This is a genomic window from Microcystis sp. LE19-41.2A (assembly GCF_027530405.1).
GTDB classification, from domain to species: domain Bacteria; phylum Cyanobacteriota; class Cyanobacteriia; order Cyanobacteriales; family Microcystaceae; genus Microcystis; species Microcystis aeruginosa.
On record NZ_JAPZQJ010000548.1, the window covers coordinates 1 to 17,805 of the forward strand.

Annotated in this window: 16 protein-coding genes; 7 read left to right on the top strand and 9 right to left on the bottom strand. The window is 44.6% G+C overall.

The genetic code is table 11. The annotated features are described in order from the left end of the window. Positions 1 to 304: 304 nt before the first annotated feature. Entirely contained in the window at positions 305 to 730 is a 426-nt protein-coding gene (locus tag O9290_RS22950; RefSeq protein WP_288057289.1) for a hypothetical protein, read from the top strand. A 258-nt stretch (positions 731 to 988) separates the two neighbouring features. Here O9290_RS22950 and O9290_RS22955 read toward each other — a convergent pair whose 3' ends face one another. Next, complete coding sequence (locus tag O9290_RS22955) at positions 989 to 3,067, bottom strand: thioredoxin domain-containing protein (protein ID WP_288057286.1); 2,079 nt, start codon at positions 3,065 to 3,067, stop codon at positions 989 to 991. Positions 3,068 to 3,144: 77 nt separating this feature from the next. On the opposite strand from O9290_RS22955, the gene O9290_RS22960 reads away from it, so the two are divergent. Continuing rightward, a complete protein-coding gene (locus O9290_RS22960) occupies positions 3,145 to 3,753 on the top strand; it encodes a chromophore lyase CpcT/CpeT (protein ID WP_287107814.1) in 609 nt (202 codons plus the stop codon). On the opposite strand, the gene hemB is transcribed toward O9290_RS22960, so the two are convergent. Both hemB and folE read right to left on the bottom strand, forming a co-directional pair. After that, positions 3,750 to 4,730: a porphobilinogen synthase gene (gene hemB, locus O9290_RS22965; protein ID WP_002758385.1), complete on the bottom strand. Its 981-nt coding sequence runs from the start codon at positions 4,728 to 4,730 to the stop codon at positions 3,750 to 3,752. The genes O9290_RS22960 and hemB overlap by 4 nt on opposite strands. 116 nt (positions 4,731 to 4,846) lie before the next feature. Next, complete coding sequence (gene folE / locus O9290_RS22970) at positions 4,847 to 5,503, bottom strand: GTP cyclohydrolase I FolE (protein WP_288057284.1); 657 nt, start codon at positions 5,501 to 5,503, stop codon at positions 4,847 to 4,849. Positions 5,504 to 5,551: 48 nt separating this feature from the next. Between folE and O9290_RS22975 the strand changes: the two genes are divergently transcribed. Further along, entirely contained in the window at positions 5,552 to 5,734 is a 183-nt protein-coding gene (locus tag O9290_RS22975) for a hypothetical protein (RefSeq protein ID WP_155726677.1), read from the top strand. Between the two features lie 199 nt (positions 5,735 to 5,933). Here the strand turns inward: O9290_RS22975 and def are convergent, their stop codons facing one another. Then, positions 5,934 to 6,512 (bottom strand): peptide deformylase, encoded by a 579-nt coding sequence (gene def / locus O9290_RS22980; protein WP_288057281.1) that lies wholly within the window; start codon positions 6,510 to 6,512, stop codon positions 5,934 to 5,936. A 170-nt stretch (positions 6,513 to 6,682) separates the two neighbouring features. Here def and dnaA point away from each other — a divergent pair, with 170 nt between their 5' ends. Then, positions 6,683 to 8,017, top strand: a complete 1,335-nt coding sequence (gene dnaA, locus O9290_RS22985; RefSeq protein ID WP_287970605.1) for a chromosomal replication initiator protein DnaA — start codon at positions 6,683 to 6,685, stop codon at positions 8,015 to 8,017. Between the two features lie 191 nt (positions 8,018 to 8,208). Here dnaA and O9290_RS22990 read toward each other — a convergent pair whose 3' ends face one another. Together O9290_RS22990 and O9290_RS22995 are read right to left on the bottom strand one after the other, a co-directional pair. Beyond that, complete coding sequence (locus O9290_RS22990) at positions 8,209 to 9,159, bottom strand: heme o synthase (protein ID WP_288057279.1); 951 nt, start codon at positions 9,157 to 9,159, stop codon at positions 8,209 to 8,211. Between the two features lie 13 nt (positions 9,160 to 9,172). After that, positions 9,173 to 10,093: a COX15/CtaA family protein gene (locus tag O9290_RS22995; protein WP_002758393.1), complete on the bottom strand. Its 921-nt coding sequence runs from the start codon at positions 10,091 to 10,093 to the stop codon at positions 9,173 to 9,175. Between the two features lie 314 nt (positions 10,094 to 10,407). On the opposite strand from O9290_RS22995, the gene O9290_RS23000 reads away from it, so the two are divergent. From O9290_RS23000 to O9290_RS23010, 3 genes are all read left to right on the top strand, one after another. Next, the gene (locus tag O9290_RS23000; protein ID WP_002758395.1) at positions 10,408 to 11,373 is read left to right on the top strand and encodes a cytochrome c oxidase subunit II; all 966 of its coding nucleotides are present in this window, start codon (positions 10,408 to 10,410) and stop codon (positions 11,371 to 11,373) included. A 29-nt stretch (positions 11,374 to 11,402) separates the two neighbouring features. Then, the gene (gene ctaD, locus O9290_RS23005) at positions 11,403 to 13,079 is read left to right on the top strand and encodes a cytochrome c oxidase subunit I (RefSeq protein WP_287732741.1); all 1,677 of its coding nucleotides are present in this window, start codon (positions 11,403 to 11,405) and stop codon (positions 13,077 to 13,079) included. A gap of 189 nt (positions 13,080 to 13,268) precedes the next feature. Next, complete coding sequence (locus O9290_RS23010) at positions 13,269 to 13,892, top strand: cytochrome c oxidase subunit 3 (RefSeq protein WP_287737635.1); 624 nt, start codon at positions 13,269 to 13,271, stop codon at positions 13,890 to 13,892. A gap of 321 nt (positions 13,893 to 14,213) precedes the next feature. On the opposite strand, the gene O9290_RS23015 is transcribed toward O9290_RS23010, so the two are convergent. The 3 genes from O9290_RS23015 to O9290_RS23025 form a co-directional block, all read right to left on the bottom strand. Beyond that, on the bottom strand, positions 14,214 to 14,576 hold the full coding sequence (locus tag O9290_RS23015) for an acyl carrier protein (protein WP_004163872.1): 363 nt from the start codon (positions 14,574 to 14,576) through the stop codon (positions 14,214 to 14,216). Further along, positions 14,554 to 16,353, bottom strand: coding sequence for an acyl-CoA dehydrogenase family protein (locus O9290_RS23020; protein WP_288057276.1), 1,800 nt, complete (start codon positions 16,351 to 16,353; stop codon positions 14,554 to 14,556). The genes O9290_RS23015 and O9290_RS23020 overlap by 23 nt, the downstream gene beginning before the upstream one ends. 220 nt (positions 16,354 to 16,573) lie before the next feature. After that, positions 16,574 to 17,764: a WG repeat-containing protein gene (locus O9290_RS23025; RefSeq protein WP_008202055.1), complete on the bottom strand. Its 1,191-nt coding sequence runs from the start codon at positions 17,762 to 17,764 to the stop codon at positions 16,574 to 16,576. Between the last annotated feature and the right edge of the window lie 41 nt (positions 17,765 to 17,805).

The window sequence follows — 17,805 nt, forward strand, 5'->3', positions numbered from 1 at the left end:
AATCCTTATCTGGCAAGAGATTTAATTGATTAGTTCGCTCTAGATCGCAAACAATTGACAAAAATCGCGGTAATGTCTGTCTCTATAAGGGTTTCATTCCTTATAACCCCCATCCATTGCATAACACAAACCGAAGAGCCCGTTTTTATTGCTTTACTACTTATGTTTAACAATCATTAAAACTTTTTCACAATCGGAAAAATGGTTAAATGTATTAATACTTTCAGCAATCCTTATCTATCTTTTCCTTTTCGGAGTAAGGTATCCTTTTGATCGTCATTTCCTGTTCCTTTTACCATTATTTATGGTGCTTTTAGTGATTTCAAATAATTATATTAACGAGCAAGATATTGGCAAAAAAATAACTGCTTTTGCTTTGACAATGATCTTTATTTGGGGCGGATTTACTATGGCTGCAACCCATGACTACTTAGCCTGGAACCGAACTCGGTGGCAAGCCTTAAATGATTTGATGGAACAGGGAGTTACTCCTGAATATATCGATGGGGGATACGAATTTAATGGCTGGTATTTAAACGATATAAAATATGAGCCGCAGCGGGGTAAAAGTTACTGGTGGGTAAATCGTGATGACTACATGATTTCCTCTGGATTGCTCAAAGGTTATCAAGAAGTCAAACGCTATCCTTTTACAAGATGGCTGCTTTTAAAGCAAGATAATGTTTTTGTTCTCCATAGGATTGCTGAAGATAAAACTAATGGGACTTAAACGCTCAAACGATCAAATCGAGTACAATCGTTATAGAGTCAATACTTAACGTTGAGAGAGCGGCTATGAAATAGACAACCCCAGCCGCGATACCTCTCTGGCTTTGACCAATGGTGTGGGCGTTTTGACAATTGAGAAGAAAATCATCTCCATTCCTGTCCATTTTGGTCAAAATAATCAATGATCCTGAATCTTGGTGATTAAAAAAGCGTTAATTGCTTTTTTATCACTGTTCTCTGCTTGAGAGAGAAAAAAACCTTAACCGAGTAGTATTGACGGACCCGCCATCACCCCGGCAATTTGTTGGTCCAACTGTTCTAAATTTTCCGCCGGTTCAAGGCAGCATAACCCTTGACAAATTAACCCAAATGTGCTAGAGGGCAAACTGGCATCGACTCGATACACCGCAGTGGGCAAATAGCGACTTAACAGCGGCTCGATCGAGCTTTCCGGGGCGCGCAGACAGAAACCATGACGATAGTGATCGAGGGCGACAAATAAACTGGGGCAAGCGGTGGGGGACTCTTCTAGGATGGTACTAAAAGATTGCAAGGCCTTTTCGGCCCGATCGAGATATTCTAGATTTTCCGTCAATCGCGACAGACGCAATAAATTAGCGATCGCAATTCCGTTGGCCGAAGGGGTGGCATTATCCGTATAACCCCGTTCTCGCACGATCAGATCGAGACTATGATCAGAAGCAGTATTAAAATATCCCCCCTCATCCTCGGACCAAAACCAGCGGTCGAATTCCCCTTGTAAATCGATAGCCGCCTCTAACCAGCCAGTTTCTTGGGGATTAGCCGTTTGCAAGTCCAGTAAAGCCTTAATAAAATAGGCAAAATCCTCCGATTGGGCCAAAACCGAGGCCTGACCCTGATAATTCAAGCGCTGAAAACGTCCATCTAACCACTGATGCTTGAGAATAAACTCGGCCGCTTGAGTAGCCATTTTCCAGTACAAAGGTTCACCAAAGACGGCAAAGGCCCGGGCTAAACCGGAAATCATCAAACTATTCCAAGCGACGATCATTTTCGTATCCGTTACCGCCGGAATGCGTCCCGGCCAAGAGACAGTTTTCGCCTCCTGATTGTCTCTGGCCGGGGGAAAAAGAGCTAATTGGGCTTGAGAACTGCCATAACGCCGAATAAATAACTTATCGAGCATATTTTCTATCTCCTCCCCTAATTCTCCCCCTTGCCGACGTTGCAGGACATTACGACCCTCAAAATTCCCCTCGGCAGTGACGGTAAAATTAGCCTGCAGCAGCCCCAATTCCTCGGTCGAGAGATAATCCCTTAACGACCGATCCGACCAGACATAAAAGGCCCCTTCCTCCGGCTCCCCATCCGTGGCCTTCTCAAAACTATCGGCATCTTGGGCCGCATAAAAATAACCTTCTGGGGCGGTCATTTCCCGTTTTAGCCAGTTAACCGTGCCTTTAATCCCTCTCTCAAAGGCCGCCTCTCGATCACCCGCACTCCACAAATTGGCTAAATATTCGACAATTTGCCCGTTATCGTAGAGCATTTTTTCAAAATGGGGAACTGTCCACGTCGAATCCACCGTATAACGATGGAATCCTCCCCCCACATGGTCATAGATTCCCCCCAGGGCCAGATCTTCCCCCCGTTGATAGGCCGCTTGCCGGAGGGAATCGTCAAAATCGTCACCAAAGCGACTACCCTGCAAAGCCAGATGAGAATATGGAATCATCGGAAAACTGGGCCGACCGTAATTATTGGGATTAACCCGAATCACCGCCGTATTTGTCTCGATTCCTGTGGCTAAAAGGTAAGGAGCGGCTAAATTGGTCTCTGCTCGGGGTAAAATAGCTGATTGACGCAGTGCGCCCAGCATTTCGGCCGTAAATTTGCTTAATTTCTCCTTTTCCTCGTCATAATAACGACGTACCGATTGCAACACTTGCAGAAAACCGGGCCGGTTAAAGCGCGGTTGCACGGGAAAATAGGTGCCACCATAGAAGGGAATTAAACTATCCGGTGTTAGGAAGACATTCAGAGGCCAACCCCCTTGACCGACCATCATCTGCAATGCTTGCATATAGATACTATCGATGTCCGGTCTTTCCTCGCGATCAACTTTGATCGGTAAAAAATAGTGATTGAGATAATCGGCAATGGCCCGATCGGAAAAAGCTTCTCCTTCCATAACCGTACACCAATGACAGCTAGAATAACCGATCGAGAGAAAGATCGGTTTATCTTCCCTCCTGGCAATTTCTAGGGCGCTGTCACACCAATACCACCAATCGATCGGGTTTTCGGCGTGTTTTCGCAGGTAAAGACTTTCGGATGCAGCCAGATGATTAGTCATGGGAAAAGGGGATTTTTTGCTCTTGCTGCTTATTAGTCTAAGCTAATTAGAGACTAACCGGAATCAAGCCTCTGCTCATGCTGAAAACTTCGATCGCCCTAGGATTTTTTCTCACTCAATCTTTGCCCCTTAATCCGCAAGTACAAGGGGTGGCTAATCATTTAATTGGGGTTATGGATACGACGCAACAAGCGCAGACTAACCCCCGCATTGCTAAGGTGCAAATGATTACCTGTGCCGTGGATTTTTCCCCCAAACAGGATAGTATTTATCTTTATCAGGAACAGGCAATTATCGATCGCTTAAATCAACCCTATCGTCAAAGAATTTTAGTCATTCAACCTAGCCCCGATAATTCCACTGTGGAATCAAAAGCCTATAAGTTAAATAATGCCGCTAACTTTATTAATTTTTGTAACAAAGACTTGACAGAAAGAAGATTAAATGTATCAGATTTGGCTGAGTCGGTGTGTACTGTGTTTTTAAAACCGATAGCGGGGGGTTATCGGGGAGAAACTCCCCCCCAGGGTTGTCCCACTAATGTCAGAGGTGCGGTGAAAATAACTAATACAATTATTCTACATTCCCAGGGCATGGATACCAGCGATCGAGGTTATGATAGCCTTGGGCAGCAGGTATGGGGAGCGCAGGATAATTTCTATCAATTTCGCTGGCAAAAACCCTAAAATCGGCTTTCCTGTTTCATTAATGCCACATCGGCAGCAAAATAGGTCAAAATCAAATCGGCCCCCGCTCGTTTCATACTGATTAAAGTTTCCAAAATCAGGCTTTTTTCGTCAATCCAGCCCTGTTTTGCCGCCGCTTTAATCATTGCGTATTCACCACTGACGTTGTAAGCGGCGACGGGAAGATGGCTACTATCGCGCAGACGACGGATAATATCGAGGTAGGCCAGAGCAGGCTTAACCATAATAATATCTGCCCCTTCTATTATGTCTAAACTGGCTTCCCGTAAGGCTTCCCGACTATTAGCCCCATCCATTTGATAGGTTTTCTTATCACCAAATTTTGGTGCTGATTCTAAGGCATCTCGGAAGGGACCATAATAAGCAGAGGCATATTTAGCCGTATAAGCGAGAATTCCCACATCCAAATAGCCAGCCGCATCTAAAGCTCGACGGATCGCCCCAATCCTACCATCCATCATATCGGAAGGAGCGACGAAATTAGCCCCGGCTGCCGCTTGCGAGAGCGACATTTTCACTAAAACTTCTAGGGTTTCATCATTGAGAATTTTACCGTCCTCCACAATACCATCATGACCATAAATCGAAAAAGGATCGAGGGCAACATCGGTAATAATAATTATTTCAGGGACTTCTTTTTTGATCGCTTTCACCGCCCTTGGCACTAAGCCATCGGGATTATAACTTTCTCTGCCGAAATTATCTTTTTTATCCTCGGCAATCAGGGGGAAAAGAGCGATGGCATTAATGCCTAAGTTATAGGCATTAACCACTTCTTTGAGCAATAAATCGAGGGAATAACGATAACAATCGGGCATAGAAGGAATAGCAACCCTTTGATTTTCTCCCTCCATGATAAAGAGGGGATAAATCAAGTCATTAACGGTTAATTCAGTTTCACGAACAAGACGGCGAATCGCTGGAGTATAACGAAGACGACGGGGACGAATCAGCATGATAACAGCGAGTTAAAAATAAAAAGTAAACAGTAAATAGCTGGTTTTGCTCTGGTTTTTTGCTTAGGAAAAAACTGGGGATAGGACGATCAAATAATCCCGATCCCCCTGACTAATTAGTGAAAATCGGGACTATGACGAATCAAACTCATAAACTCTTGACGAGTCTTAGCAGAATCGGCAAAAATACCGCGCACGGCACTCGTAGAAGTCCAAGAACCGGGTTTTTCAACCCCGCGCATTACCATACACATATGAGTCGCTTCAATCACCACAGCTACCCCTTGAGGTTGTAGTAATCCTTGCAAAGCATCGGCAATTTGTGCGGTTAAACGTTCCTGCACTTGCAGTCGTCTGGCGTACATTTCACAGATGCGGGCAATTTTCGATAAACCGATCACTTTCCCGTTAGGAATATAGGCAACATGAGCGCGGCCGATTATCGGTAAAATATGGTGTTCACAGGAGCTAAAAATATCGATGTCTCGGATTAAAACCATCTCGTTAGCATTCTCGTGAAAAACTGCCCCATTCAGCAATTCATCCAGGGATTGCTGATAACCAGAAGTGAGAAATTTTAGGGCTTTTACTACTCGTTTAGGAGTGTCTCGTAAACCTTCGCGATCGGGATATTCTCCTAATCCTAACAGCAGTGTTCTTACCGCTTGCATCATCTCGGCTTCCGATACCGGCGATTTAGGTTCGGTAATCACTTCGGGAAAGTGATTGTAGTCATCATTGTCGAAAATTGCTTTGGACTTAGCTAAGGTCATAGATATTTTTACAGACTCCAATAGTTAATTAATCGGCCAAGTTTTCTGATGTTACCAATTGTCAATAAATACCCTTTGCTAGAGTATTTATTTTTCTGGACATCTAGACGACAACTAATGAAAGCTATCGGTTTATTTCCTCGTCTTTGGGGTTATCTCCGGTGCGGAAACTTGGAAAAATTGATTTTCCTAGTCACCGAAAAAGTCTTGAGTATCTCCCTAGTTAATTGAGGGCAGAGTTCTACTGCATAATTAATTTATTTTGTCAAGTAGTTCATTTGTTTGTTTGTTTGGGTAGTTCTCCTAGAATGATAATCGTTATCATTTTAACAAAAAATTTAGATTTACCAACAAAAATTTTGTCGCCAGATAAAGATAGTCCCGTTAAGCTATTTAACTTATTTTGAAGATGTAGAGATATTTTGCGATTTTATCGCTTATATTCAGCAATATTACTGATTTTTTGGTATTCTTCCTCCGAGTATAAATCCGCCGGAGAAGCAAGGCGATCGAGAAAGAGGATTCCTTCCAGATGATCGTATTCGTGTTGAAAGATGCGCGCGACAAAATCCCTGAAAACTTGACGGATTTCGCGACCATTGCGATCGCAATAGGCTACCTCGATCCACTGATGACGGGGGACAAAACCGCGTAAATTGGGGACACTGAGGCAACCTTCCCAACCCTTGACCATTTCCTCGCTGACCCGCAAAATGCGAGGATTAATCACGGCAGTGGGTGGCATCATCGGAGCGTCGGGATAACGAGGATTGGGGTGAGAAGCAACGATAAACAGACGCAGAGACCGAGCAACTTGGGGCGCGGCGATTCCCACCCCGTGGGCAGCTTGCACGGTGCTAATCAGGGAATCGATCAAATCTTGACAGTCAGCATCGAGAAGATTATCGATCGCTGCTGCTTTTTGCTGTAGAATTGGATTTCCTAATTGGGTGATTGTTAAAACTTGCGTCATCTGTCTAAAGATTAATTGTTTCGCTCTGAAAATCATTTTATCTTGAGGGGAAAAATCTCGCTAAACTGATAAGGTTTCCCCGCAGCAGCACTAGAGCAACTTTGTTAATCAAAATTAACCGTGGATAGGCGTTGGGTTTCATGCTTCAACCCAACCTACGTTCATCTTATATTTAATTACACCCACCCACTTAATCAAAATTAACCGTGGACAGCAGCGCCCAACAACTTTGGCATAATCTCCTAGAGCGTCTAAAATTACTATTAACCCGTCCCGCTTTCGAGACTTGGTTTCAAACGGCGACGGTTAAAGAATGGCAAAACGATCGCTTAGTAATTCAGGCTGCCAATCCCTTTATTCTTAACCATCTTCAGAAAAATTATCTGTCAACAATTGCTGAAGTAGTGCAGGATATCGTCGGTTATCCCGTCGAGATTCAACTCACGGCACAACAGGGCGATTTGATCGCTATTTTCCAGCCTCACACTAGCTTAGAATCAGAATTATCCCCCAGTAATCAACTTAACCCTAAATATAATTTTTCCCGTTTTGTTGTCGGGCCAACTAATCGCATGGCCCACGCAGCTGCTTTAGCGGTGGCGGAATTACCCGGAAGGGAATTTAACCCGCTTTTTCTCTGTGGTGGGGTGGGATTAGGTAAAACCCATTTAATGCAGGCGATCGGTCATTATCGTCTAGAATTATATCCCCAATCCAGGGTTTTTTATGTATCGACGGAACAATTTACGAATGATTTAATCACCGCTATCCGTCAAGATAGTATGGAAAGTTTTCGTAATCATTATCGCCATGCGGACATATTATTAGTGGATGATCTGCAATTTATTGAAGGAAAAGAATACACTCAAGAAGAATTTTTTCATACCTTTAATACCCTGCACGAAGCGGGAAAACAGGTGGTTTTAGCCTCCGATCGCTTGCCCAAACAGATTCCCAGTTTACAGGATCGTTTAATTTCTCGCTTTTCTATGGGATTAGTGGCCGATATCCAAGCACCAGATATCGAAACTCGCATGGCAATTTTACAAAAAAAGGCCGAGTACGAAAATCTGCGTCTCCCAAGAGAAGTTATCGAATATATTGCCGTTAATTATACTTCTAATATTCGCGAATTAGAGGGGGCATTAATCCGAGCTACTACTTATATTTCTATCTCCGGATTGCCGATGACGGTAGAAAATATTGCGCCGGTTTTAAATCCACCAATGGCCAAAATTTCCACTTCTCCCGATATTATTATGGCGGTAGTAGCGGAAAAATTTCAACTCTCGATCGCTGATCTAAAGGGAAATTCCCGCCGACGAGAAATTAGTTTTGCTCGACAGATTGGGATGTATTTGATGCGTCAACACACGGATTTAAGCTTACCGCGCATTGGCGAAGAATTTGGCGGCAAAGATCACACCACCGTTATTTATAGCTGTGATAAAATCAACCTTTCCCAGCATCAAGACCGACAATTACAAGAAATCTTAGCCCAACTAATCGAGCGAATTAACTCCCTCAGTCGCAATCAGTAGTCGGGGGTAATTATGAATGATGAATTATCAATTATAAATTAGGAAGTGGGGAGCAGGGGAGATGGGGAGACCACTTCGTGCGCGTTGCGGGGGGAGATGGGGAGATGGGGAGCATAAATGAAAATAATCTCCTGACTCCTGACTCCCGACTCCTGACTCCCGACACCACCAACAAACTTTTTCAGCAAAACCTAACTACAGGAGAATAAACTGGCAATTGTAGCGAGGAGACGAGAGGTCATGGGTAAACTATCGATCACCATAGCTGTACATAATAACATCATGTAAAGAATGGAATATTTAAACAGCGATCGAGCCATGTCTCGATCAAAAGGATTCTGTTTTAATCGCCAAGCTTTTTTCAGGAAAACAAACCCTAAAACCAAAGCCGCTACACCATAGACCACACCACAGGCAGCCAAGGGATAAATCAGGAGGAAAGTGAAAGGAACAACGATTAAAGTATAGAGCCAAATCTGCTCGCTAGTGGCTTCTTCCCCTTTAACTACGGGCATCATCGGTATATCTACTTCTGCATAATCATCCTTGATCATTAAAGCCAAAGCCCAAAAATGGGGAGGAGTCCAAAGGAAAATAATGGCGAATAAAATCCAAGGAATCCAACCGAGATCGCCCGTTACTGCCGCCCAACCGACGAGGGGAGGAATCGAGCCAGCTGCGCCACCGATAACAATATTTTGGATACTATGACGCTTGAGCAGATGGGTATAAATCAGCATATAAAATGCGATACCGGTCATTGCTAAAAATCCGCTCAAAGTATTGACAAAAAAGACAAAAAGTGCTAGGGAAAGGGAGGCTAAAACGAGGGCAAAAATGAGGGCGTGGAGGGGTTGCACGCGACCGGAGGGGATCGGACGGGCGCGGGTGCGAAGCATGGTGTGATCGATGTCGCGATCATAGATGCAGTTTAAGGTTTGAGCGGCGGCGGCGGCGAGAGTGCCACCGAGGAGAGTAAGAAAGAGTAATAGGGGGGAAACCTGACCTTTAGAGGCGATTTCCATAGAAGCGGCTGTAGTAATCAGCAGTAGAGGAATAATTCGCGGTTTGGTGAGTTGATAATAACTTTTAGCGACTTGTAAAAAATTATCGTGGTGGCGAAGGGCTTGAGTTCCAGTCATCGTGATTAAATCCTTAGAGATGGCTTATAGGCGCGAAAGAACGATCGCGAAGGGCAAAAGTGGTAAAAGCGACGAGGGTTGCCAGCAATAGCGCACCGATGCTGTGGTGGGTAATGGTTAAGGGTTCCACTTGGAGATGTAGTTTCAGGGTGGCAACGCCTAAAAACACCTGTAGGGCGACTAATCCCCCGGCGCTAAAAGCTAGTTTTTTGAGGAGAGGATGGATAGCGGCAGCTCGCCAAGCGAAGAAAACTAGGGTTAACACCGAGATAGTGGCGGGAAAAACCCCGATAATGTGGCTATTCATCACGGTGCAGAGTTGGGAAACCGTTAAACACTGATGGGCCGCCCAACGGGAACCGACGAGACCGCCGAGGAGACATTGCAGATAAACTAGACCGGTGGCGACCATTCCCATCCCGGTTAGTTTCCCGACTGTACCTGTGCCACGGTAGGGAGTCAGACCGATAGCAATGACGATTAGGGTGGCAAAAAAGAGCAAAGCTGTGGCTAAATGGGCCGTTACGATGTCAAATCGCAGTAATTGGGTCACGGTTAATCCTCCCAGGACTCCTTGCAGGAGAATTAAAGCCAAAGCTGCGATCGCAGAGGGGAACAGCCAAGGGGGAAGATGGCGACGGTACCACCAAGACAGACCGACGAGAGCGAGCGTACTAAACCCGATCAAAGAGGCATCGAGACGATGAAACCACTCCAGAAATACCTGTAGATTCATCTGCTGACTGGGAATCCATTGACCGTAACACAGCGGCCAATCGGGACAAGCTAAACCGGCGTTCATAACTCTGGTGGCAGCGCCCACTACCATGAGGGCGAAAGTAGCGATCGCAATTTTCCAGACTAAGCGGCGCATCCACACCTGAATATGGCCGGTTTCTCTTAGGGGTGTCGGGTTAAAAACAGATTCGGTCATCGGTTTGCCTGTTCTCAAGGAGTCTGTCATCAAAGATCATGGCTTTGTTTGCCAGTTAGTTATCACTGTGAATGAGTTTTTTTACGACAGGTAAAAGCTTTTAGATATTCTTTAGATTTCTGGCCATTTCCGTTACATTTGTTTACATAAACTCAGAATAAGATATAAAAATTAGTTATTTAAAATACTTTCCCTGAAAACGATCCCAAAGAAAAGATAAAATTCTCAGAAGATGCTGGTTAAATTTCCCATCTATAGGGGAATCATGTTTTAGCCTTGAATAAGTAGCCACTATTGAAAATATTGAAAAGACCGTGAAAATTCCCAGCAGTATCCTGACGCTCGTACTCGGGATCGCCTTGACCTTAATTAGTCTCTGGTATGGCCAAAATCATGGCTTAATGCCTGTGGCCGCTTCCGAAGATGCTCAGGAGATAGATAATATCTTTAATCTGATGATGACCATCGCCACGGGACTATTTTTAATAGTTGAAGGCGTGATTATCTATATAGTGATTCGCTTTCGCCGTAAACCGGGGGATCAAACCGACGGACCGGCAGTGGAGGGCAATGTCCCCCTAGAAATCTTCTGGACAGCCATCCCGACGGTAATCGTTTTTATCCTTGCCGTCTATAGCTTCGAGATTTATAACAATATCGGCGGTCTCGATCCCTTGATTTCCAAGGGTGGCAAAGGAGAAATCGCCCACCACGGTCATCACCACGGCACGATGATGGCCATGGGCGGCGATCGCAGAGTAGCCCTAGGTATCGGCAATTCCTACGATGGTGAAGGAGTTCCCCCCCTAGTGGTCAATGTTAAAGGCATTCAATACGCTTGGATCTTCACCTATCCCGAAACTGGCATTGTTTCCGGGGAACTGCACGCTCCCGTCAATCGCCCCGTGCAACTGAATATGGAAGCGGGAGATGTGATCCATGCTTTCTGGGTTCCCCAATTGCGTCTAAAACAGGACGTTATCCCCGGACAGGAAACGGTGTTATCGTTCACATCCAACCAAATTGGTCAATATCCGATCATTTGTGCGGAACTTTGCGGGGCCTATCACGGCGGCATGAAATCTAGCTTTGTAGTTCACTCCCAAGCCGATTACGACCAATGGGTGCAGGATAATACGATCGCCGAAGTTGACAGCGATCGAACTGTAGCCATGACCACTAAAGATCGCTCTGATAGTCAATATTTGACCCCCTACACCGAAGAAATGGGCATCGACGCTGAAATCCTCGCCCAAGTTGCCCATCAGCAGCAAATGTAATTTTTCTTGTCATCTAAAATCTTGGCCTTATGACAGCATCAACGGAAATAACCACCCCAGCAACCGTTCCCGAGGTGATCCATCACCGCAAGTGGACAGATTACTTTACTTTCTGCACCGATCATAAAGTCATCGGTATTCAATATCTGGTGACTGCCTTTCTTTTCTTCTTTATTGGCGGTGCTTTCGCGGAAGTGCTGCGGACAGAATTAGCCACTCCCGACCCCGATTTCGTCTCCCCAGAACTATATAACCAATTCATGACCATGCACGGAACGATCATGATCTTTCTTTGGATCGTTCCGGTTGGGGCGGGTTTTGCCAATTATCTCATTCCCCTGATGATTGGGGCGGAAGATATGGCTTTTCCTCGTCTTAACGCTGTGGCTTTCTGGCTTAATCCCCCCGGCGGGCTGCTATTATTATCCAGTTTCTTTGTCGGCGCACCCCAGTCTGGTTGGACTTCCTACCCACCTTTAAGCTTAATTAGCGGCAAATGGGGCGAAGAATTGTGGATTTTGAGCCTTTTATTGATCGGGACTTCCTCGATTTTAGGCTCGATTAATTTCATCACCACGATCCTGAAAATGCGGATTCCTGAGATGGATTTGTACAGTATGCCGCTATTTTGTTGGGCAATGCTGGCCACCTCGACTCTGGTACTGCTTTCCACCCCCGTTCTCGCTTCTGCTCTCGTTCTCTTGTCCTTTGATTTAATCGCCGGCACGAGCTTTTTTAACCCTGCCGGCGGCGGCGATCCGGTGGTTTATCAGCATATGTTCTGGTTTTACTCCCATCCTGCCGTTTATATCATGATCTTGCCCTTTTTCGGGACGATATCGGAGATATTACCAGTTCACGCCCGCAAACCGATTTTTGGTTATCGAGCGATCGCCTATTCCAGTCTCACCATCTGTTTCTTGGGTTTAATCGTTTGGGCCCACCATATGTTCACCAGCGGCACCCCCGGCTGGTTACGGATGTTTTTCATGGCGGCAACTATGTTAATCGCCGTTCCCACGGGCATTAAAATCTTTAGTTGGTGTGCCACTCTTTGGGGGGGTAAACTCAGTCTCAATACGTCTTTATTATTTGGGATCGGTTTCCTGTCTTCCTTCCTCATCGGTGGTTTGACCGGGATTATGTTGGCTTCTGTTCCCTTCGATATCCACGTCCACGATACCTATTTTGTCGTCGGTCACTTCCATTATGTACTATTTGGTGGTACGGCAATGGCCCTGTTTGCTGCCGTTTACCATTGGTTCCCGAAAATGACCGGACGGATGTATAACGAGACTCTCGGTCGTATCCACTTTGTTCTCACTTTTATCGGTTTGAATTTAACTTTCATGCCGATGCACGAATTGGGATTATTGGGTATGAACCGTCGTATTGCCCTGTATGATGTGCAGTTTCAGGATTTAAATGTTCTTAGTACCGCAGGAGCTTATATTCTCGGTATATCGAGTATTCCCTTCGCTATTAATATGGTCTGGAGTGCCTTTAAAGGTCAACCCGCCGGCCGTAATCCTTGGCGCGCTTTAACCCTAGAATGGCAAACCTCCTCTCCCCCAATTATCGAGAATTTCGAGGAAATGCCGATTCTTTGGTCCGGCCCCTACGATTACGGTATTGATCTGGAGGAATCAGAAGCCGCGGAATCAGTACAAGATCTCCTCGCCGAAGTGGGCGCCGAATCCCAATAATTATGGGGGATTAGACCTGGGGGTTGGGTGTTGGGGTAGTGGGGTAGTGGGGTAGTGGGGTAGTGAGGAATTTAGCTGAAATTTCCCTATCTCCCTATCACCCTATCTCCCTATCACCCTATCCCCCTATCACCCTATCCCCCCATCTCCCCACTCCCCGTCTCCCGTGTAAACTAAGGACATTCAATCATGCAAGGTTCAACGCTCGAAGATTCTCAACTCTCTGTCAATTATCATCACGAAACGGTGGAACACGGGCATCATGGCCACCCAGATCATCGCTTATTCGGTGTGGTTTTGTTTCTAGTGGCGGAAAGTTCCATCTTTTTAGGCTTATTTGCCGCTTTCTTGTTCTACCGTACCATGTTACCCGTTTGGCCCCCCGCCGGCACGCCAGAATTAGAGTTAACCCTACCGACAATTAACACAATTATTCTGGTGTCCAGTAGTTTTGTTATGCACATAGGACAAAAGGCGATTAAACAAAACAATAATGCCGGTTTACAATTGTGGTTCGGCATTACTGCTCTGATGGGAATTATCTTCCTTTGTGGTCAAGGATACGAATATTATCACGCTGAATTCGGTCTGACAACTAATGTTTTCACCAGCGCTTTTTATGCCTTAACCGGATTCCACGGTCTCCACGTTACCTTCGGTTTAGTGCTGATTCTATCTGTCCTCTGGCGTTCTCGTCAAAAAGACCACTATTCTAGTCAATCTCATTTTGGGGTGGAAGCGGCAGAATTATACTGGCATTTCGTCGATGTGGTCTGGATTATCCTGTTTTTACTGGTGTATCTCTTGAGATAATTTTTGTTATTTAGTAGGAAAAAAGGGCGCTCAATTGAGCGCCCTTTTTTGTATATTTCAATTTATAAGTAGTCGTACAAAATAAATTTCCTAGTGGTGAGAGGGAACTCCGGAACTGCGGAACGGGCAACAGAAAAGAAATACAGCGATTGTTGCTTTACGGAGAAATGGGTAATTAATTTTGTTTAGGTACTTAGCAATTCCTATACTGGTGAGTAGAGAACAGAGCCAATTGATAAATAATATAGGTGGGTTACGGCGAATACTAGATAATTTTCCCTAGCATAAATTGTCGTCGCCTAACCCACCCTACACCTAAAATTAACGACGACCGAATAAACTCCAACCTTTGCCACCACTAACGGCCGGTTCAGCTTTTTCAGCGACGGGAGCAACTTCTGCGGGGGTTTCCTCACCGGAAAGATTAGAAAGATCGTAGTTTTCTACTAGGAAAAGAGACGCTTTTTCAATAGTAGAATGATCCCAGAAAAGGGTGGAAGGTAACTCTTGACCGACCCAATCTTCTAGATCACCCACCATCGTTACCGCATCGATAGAATCTAAACCATAACGGGTTAAAGGTTCAGTCACATTAATCGTTTTTGCATCCAAAGATAACTGATCGGCTAACTGTTTAACTAACCAATTTTGTACGAGATTATTAAGATTGGAGTTGGAGTTCATGGGTTTTTTCCTCGGTAGTTTGTGAATGGGCTAATTGAAAAGGCACGATCGAAAAATGTTGATTTTCTCGATATAATTTCAGCAATTCTTGGGCAACATTTTCTACATACACCTCAGATAGAGTGTAAGGCAGCGGCCGGAGAGTTCGCAGTAATCGGTGTAAACTCAACACCAACCATTCCCCCCGGGCAAAAAATTCACCCAAGATGGAACGATTATAAAGCCAAGTGTGTAAACAAGCAGAAGCAGCGTGTAAAGTACAGTATTTCTTGGCAATCTCGAACAATTCGGGTGATTGGTCGTGACCATACTCGAATTTCGATTGACTAATCTGTTCATCATGAGCATTTAGTTCCTCTAAAACTAAATTACCCAACATCAATAGATTTTCTAATACCTCTGGGTCCACTTCGTCAGAATTTTTCAATCCTTCCAGCATATCAAGGGCAATCTCTAAACCCTGTAGGGAATCATCCATTCCCCGGCCAAATAATTCTAAATTATTGGGTTCAAAGGGAGGAACTGACTTTTCTAGGCTAAAAATCGCCTCTAAACGGCTTTTTAACGCCGACATAGTGCGCAAGTTGCGTTTAGCCCGATATTTGGTTAAAGGACGCAATTGTAGGATTAAAGCATGAAGATTGACGATCGAACTGCCGTCAAACATACTGATAATCGAATTATCCCGCAGTAGCTTCTGGAAGATGCCGAATTCGTGTTCTTCTCGCATATAAAAACGCGATCCCAAGACCACATAAACACTATTAACCATCTCCTCCAGACGGACAGTAACAAAATATTTTACCACCGAAGCCCAGACGCTAAACTGTTCGGGGATAATATGAAAACCTCTCGCAGCCGGAATCGTCTCGCAATCACAAATAAGGATGTCAAGGAAAGCATCCACGAGAGTGCGCCGGGGTTGGGGCAAATCCATCACAGTTTTGTTATAGATTACCCGATTAACGGCAAAACTGAGGGTAGTTCTCAAAGCGGTATCGGCTGCCCCGTGGGAAAAAGCAGCGCACAACATTCGGGTAATCTGGAAACCTTTCAGGGCTAATTCTAAACCGTCTCCCTCCTCCCGTAAACGCATGGAATCGGGGACGAAACAATCTTTAAAACCAATGCCACTCATATCCGAGGCCCGCACACCATGGGTGTATATTTTCGGCAAATTATAGTATTTTTCGGGGTCTAATTGCCGTTTATCCACCATAAATAGGGTTAAACACTTCGGACCGCCGTTAGCATCGGTTTTCGCCAAAATAAAGGAAATTCCAGAGATAGTCGCCCGGTTAATCGGCCATTTCTCACCATTGAGAATATAACCTCCTTCCACCTTCGTCGCAGTTAGATCACCATTGATCAGATCGCTGCCGTGTTCCTTTTCCGAGTAACCCAGACACATCGCCCCATAGTCATCCATGATAAAACGGGCGAGCTTCTGTTTCTGTTCTGGGGTTCCCGCCATCCAGTTTAAAAACGACCAGAATAGGGTAGTAAAAGCGATGCCGATAGTTTGATCCCGTCGGGAAAGTACCCGCACAAAAGCGACAAATTCCTCAAAAGAGGTAAATTCACCGCCGCAATCGGTGGGAATGTAGTAGTGTTGGAGTTTCCAGTCGTATAACCAGCGAATTTCCTCGTGGGGAAATTCTTCGCTCTCGTCAATTTCGATCACCCGCTTGTAGGATAGAGGGTTATCGGGATTGAGAGGATCGCCTAAGTCTTTTTCCAGTGCTTCAGCAGTCCAGTATTGCTTAAGCTTTTTCATAGTGCCTCTAGGACAGATACAATGTGTTTTTCGTCAATGCCTTCGGTTAGAAGACCCGACCATGCACAAAAATTAATGACCATTCTAGACGTTTGGTTGTAGAATGGCAACAATTCTTAATTTCCCCTTTACCTTAAATGTGCTAGAAGCTGCTCGGTTGGGGTGCTAGACTACCCTCTGCGGTAATTATGCCCAAATTGAGGTGATTAAACCGCCCTAGTTAAGGGGGTGGAGGACACTTTTTATCAATACAGTATTTTACTACTTTGTCAATTTTGAGAATTCTTGCCCCAAGAGCAATATAACCGTACTTCCCTTCAATTTTTACTGGTGCTAGACCTTCAGCAAAACTGCCCGCATCATCAAATTGGGGGGAAATAACAAATTTGCCGTTTCTGTCGAGATAACCCCAATTAGTAGCAGGATACCAGCCGCCGGCATCTCTACCTCCACCACTGGTGGCTACAGCAGCTAACCCTTCAGAAAAACTCTGCGTCCCTGTCAAATCTACATCATCTTCGGGATCATCTTCGGGCGATTTAATAACTACATTCCCAGTTTTATCGATATAGCTATAATCGCAATAGTTGGCAGCCGAGCAAGCTCCCTCATTCAGTTCTACAGAGGCTAATCCTGATGAGAAATTTCCCGAAACAAAAGTATCAAAATCAGGACGATTAATGACAAATTTGCCTTCTTGATTAATATATCCATTACCAGATTGAGATTGTGCGGCGGCTAAGTCTTCAGAAAAGTTATAAGCAATAGAGAATTTAAAAGGAAGCACTAGCTCTCCTTTTTGGTTAATATAACCGTACTTTTGTTGGTAAGAATAATCTGGTTCTTCTGTCTCTTTTCCTACCACAGCTAACCCTTGAGCAAATTCTGAGGCTGAATCAAACTGAGGGGAAATCATTATCTTCCCTTGCTTGTTAATATAGCCCCATTTATTATCAATTTTCACTGGTGCTAATCCCGATGAAAAGTTACCAGCGTCCTCAAATTGTGGCTCAATTACAGTTTTTCCTGTTTGATTTATGTAACCATATCGCTCTACACTTCCATTCCCATCAGAATCTATGCCAATCCAAGCCAAACCTGATGAAAAATCCCCCGCTTGTTTGAATTGGAGGGGAATTACTATTTTACCTTTTAAGTCAATATAACCATAGTTATCGATCTCTTTGAAACCATAATATGTATCTATATCTAAGGGTTTTCCTGTTCCGACCTTAGCTAATCCTTCCGAAAAAGAGCCAGCATCATCAAACTGTGGAGCAATGACAATTTTCCAATTTATTGGCTGCTGTGTTGCCAAGTTCGTTGTCGCAAGTGAGAACACAGAATAAACAATAGTTAACAATAAGGCTGTCAACAACAATCGGAAGAAAAGCCTAACATTCTTTAACATGACATTTAACGATTCATAACTATAGTCATTTTAATTAAAAT

Excerpts from the sequence above, each read along its gene's own strand:
- O9290_RS22950 (WP_288057289.1), top strand. The coding sequence starts at position 305 with ATGGTGCTTTTAGTGATTTCAAATAATTATATTAACGAGCAAGATATT.
- O9290_RS22955 (WP_288057286.1), bottom strand. The coding sequence starts at position 3,067 with ATGACTAATCATCTGGCTGCATCCGAAAGTCTTTACCTGCGAAAACAC.
- O9290_RS22960 (WP_287107814.1), top strand. The coding sequence starts at position 3,145 with ATGCTGAAAACTTCGATCGCCCTAGGATTTTTTCTCACTCAATCTTTG.
- hemB (WP_002758385.1), bottom strand. The coding sequence starts at position 4,730 with ATGCTGATTCGTCCCCGTCGTCTTCGTTATACTCCAGCGATTCGCCGT.
- folE (WP_288057284.1), bottom strand. The coding sequence starts at position 5,503 with ATGACCTTAGCTAAGTCCAAAGCAATTTTCGACAATGATGACTACAAT.
- O9290_RS22975 (WP_155726677.1), top strand. The coding sequence starts at position 5,552 with ATGTTACCAATTGTCAATAAATACCCTTTGCTAGAGTATTTATTTTTC.
- def (WP_288057281.1), bottom strand. The coding sequence starts at position 6,512 with ATGATTTTCAGAGCGAAACAATTAATCTTTAGACAGATGACGCAAGTT.
- O9290_RS22990 (WP_288057279.1), bottom strand. The coding sequence starts at position 9,159 with ATGACTGGAACTCAAGCCCTTCGCCACCACGATAATTTTTTACAAGTC.
- O9290_RS22995 (WP_002758393.1), bottom strand. The coding sequence starts at position 10,093 with ATGACCGAATCTGTTTTTAACCCGACACCCCTAAGAGAAACCGGCCAT.
- ctaD (WP_287732741.1), top strand. The coding sequence starts at position 11,403 with ATGACAGCATCAACGGAAATAACCACCCCAGCAACCGTTCCCGAGGTG.
- O9290_RS23010 (WP_287737635.1), top strand. The coding sequence starts at position 13,269 with ATGCAAGGTTCAACGCTCGAAGATTCTCAACTCTCTGTCAATTATCAT.
- O9290_RS23015 (WP_004163872.1), bottom strand. The coding sequence starts at position 14,576 with ATGAACTCCAACTCCAATCTTAATAATCTCGTACAAAATTGGTTAGTT.
- O9290_RS23020 (WP_288057276.1), bottom strand. The coding sequence starts at position 16,353 with ATGAAAAAGCTTAAGCAATACTGGACTGCTGAAGCACTGGAAAAAGAC.
- O9290_RS23025 (WP_008202055.1), bottom strand. The coding sequence starts at position 17,764 with ATGTTAAAGAATGTTAGGCTTTTCTTCCGATTGTTGTTGACAGCCTTA.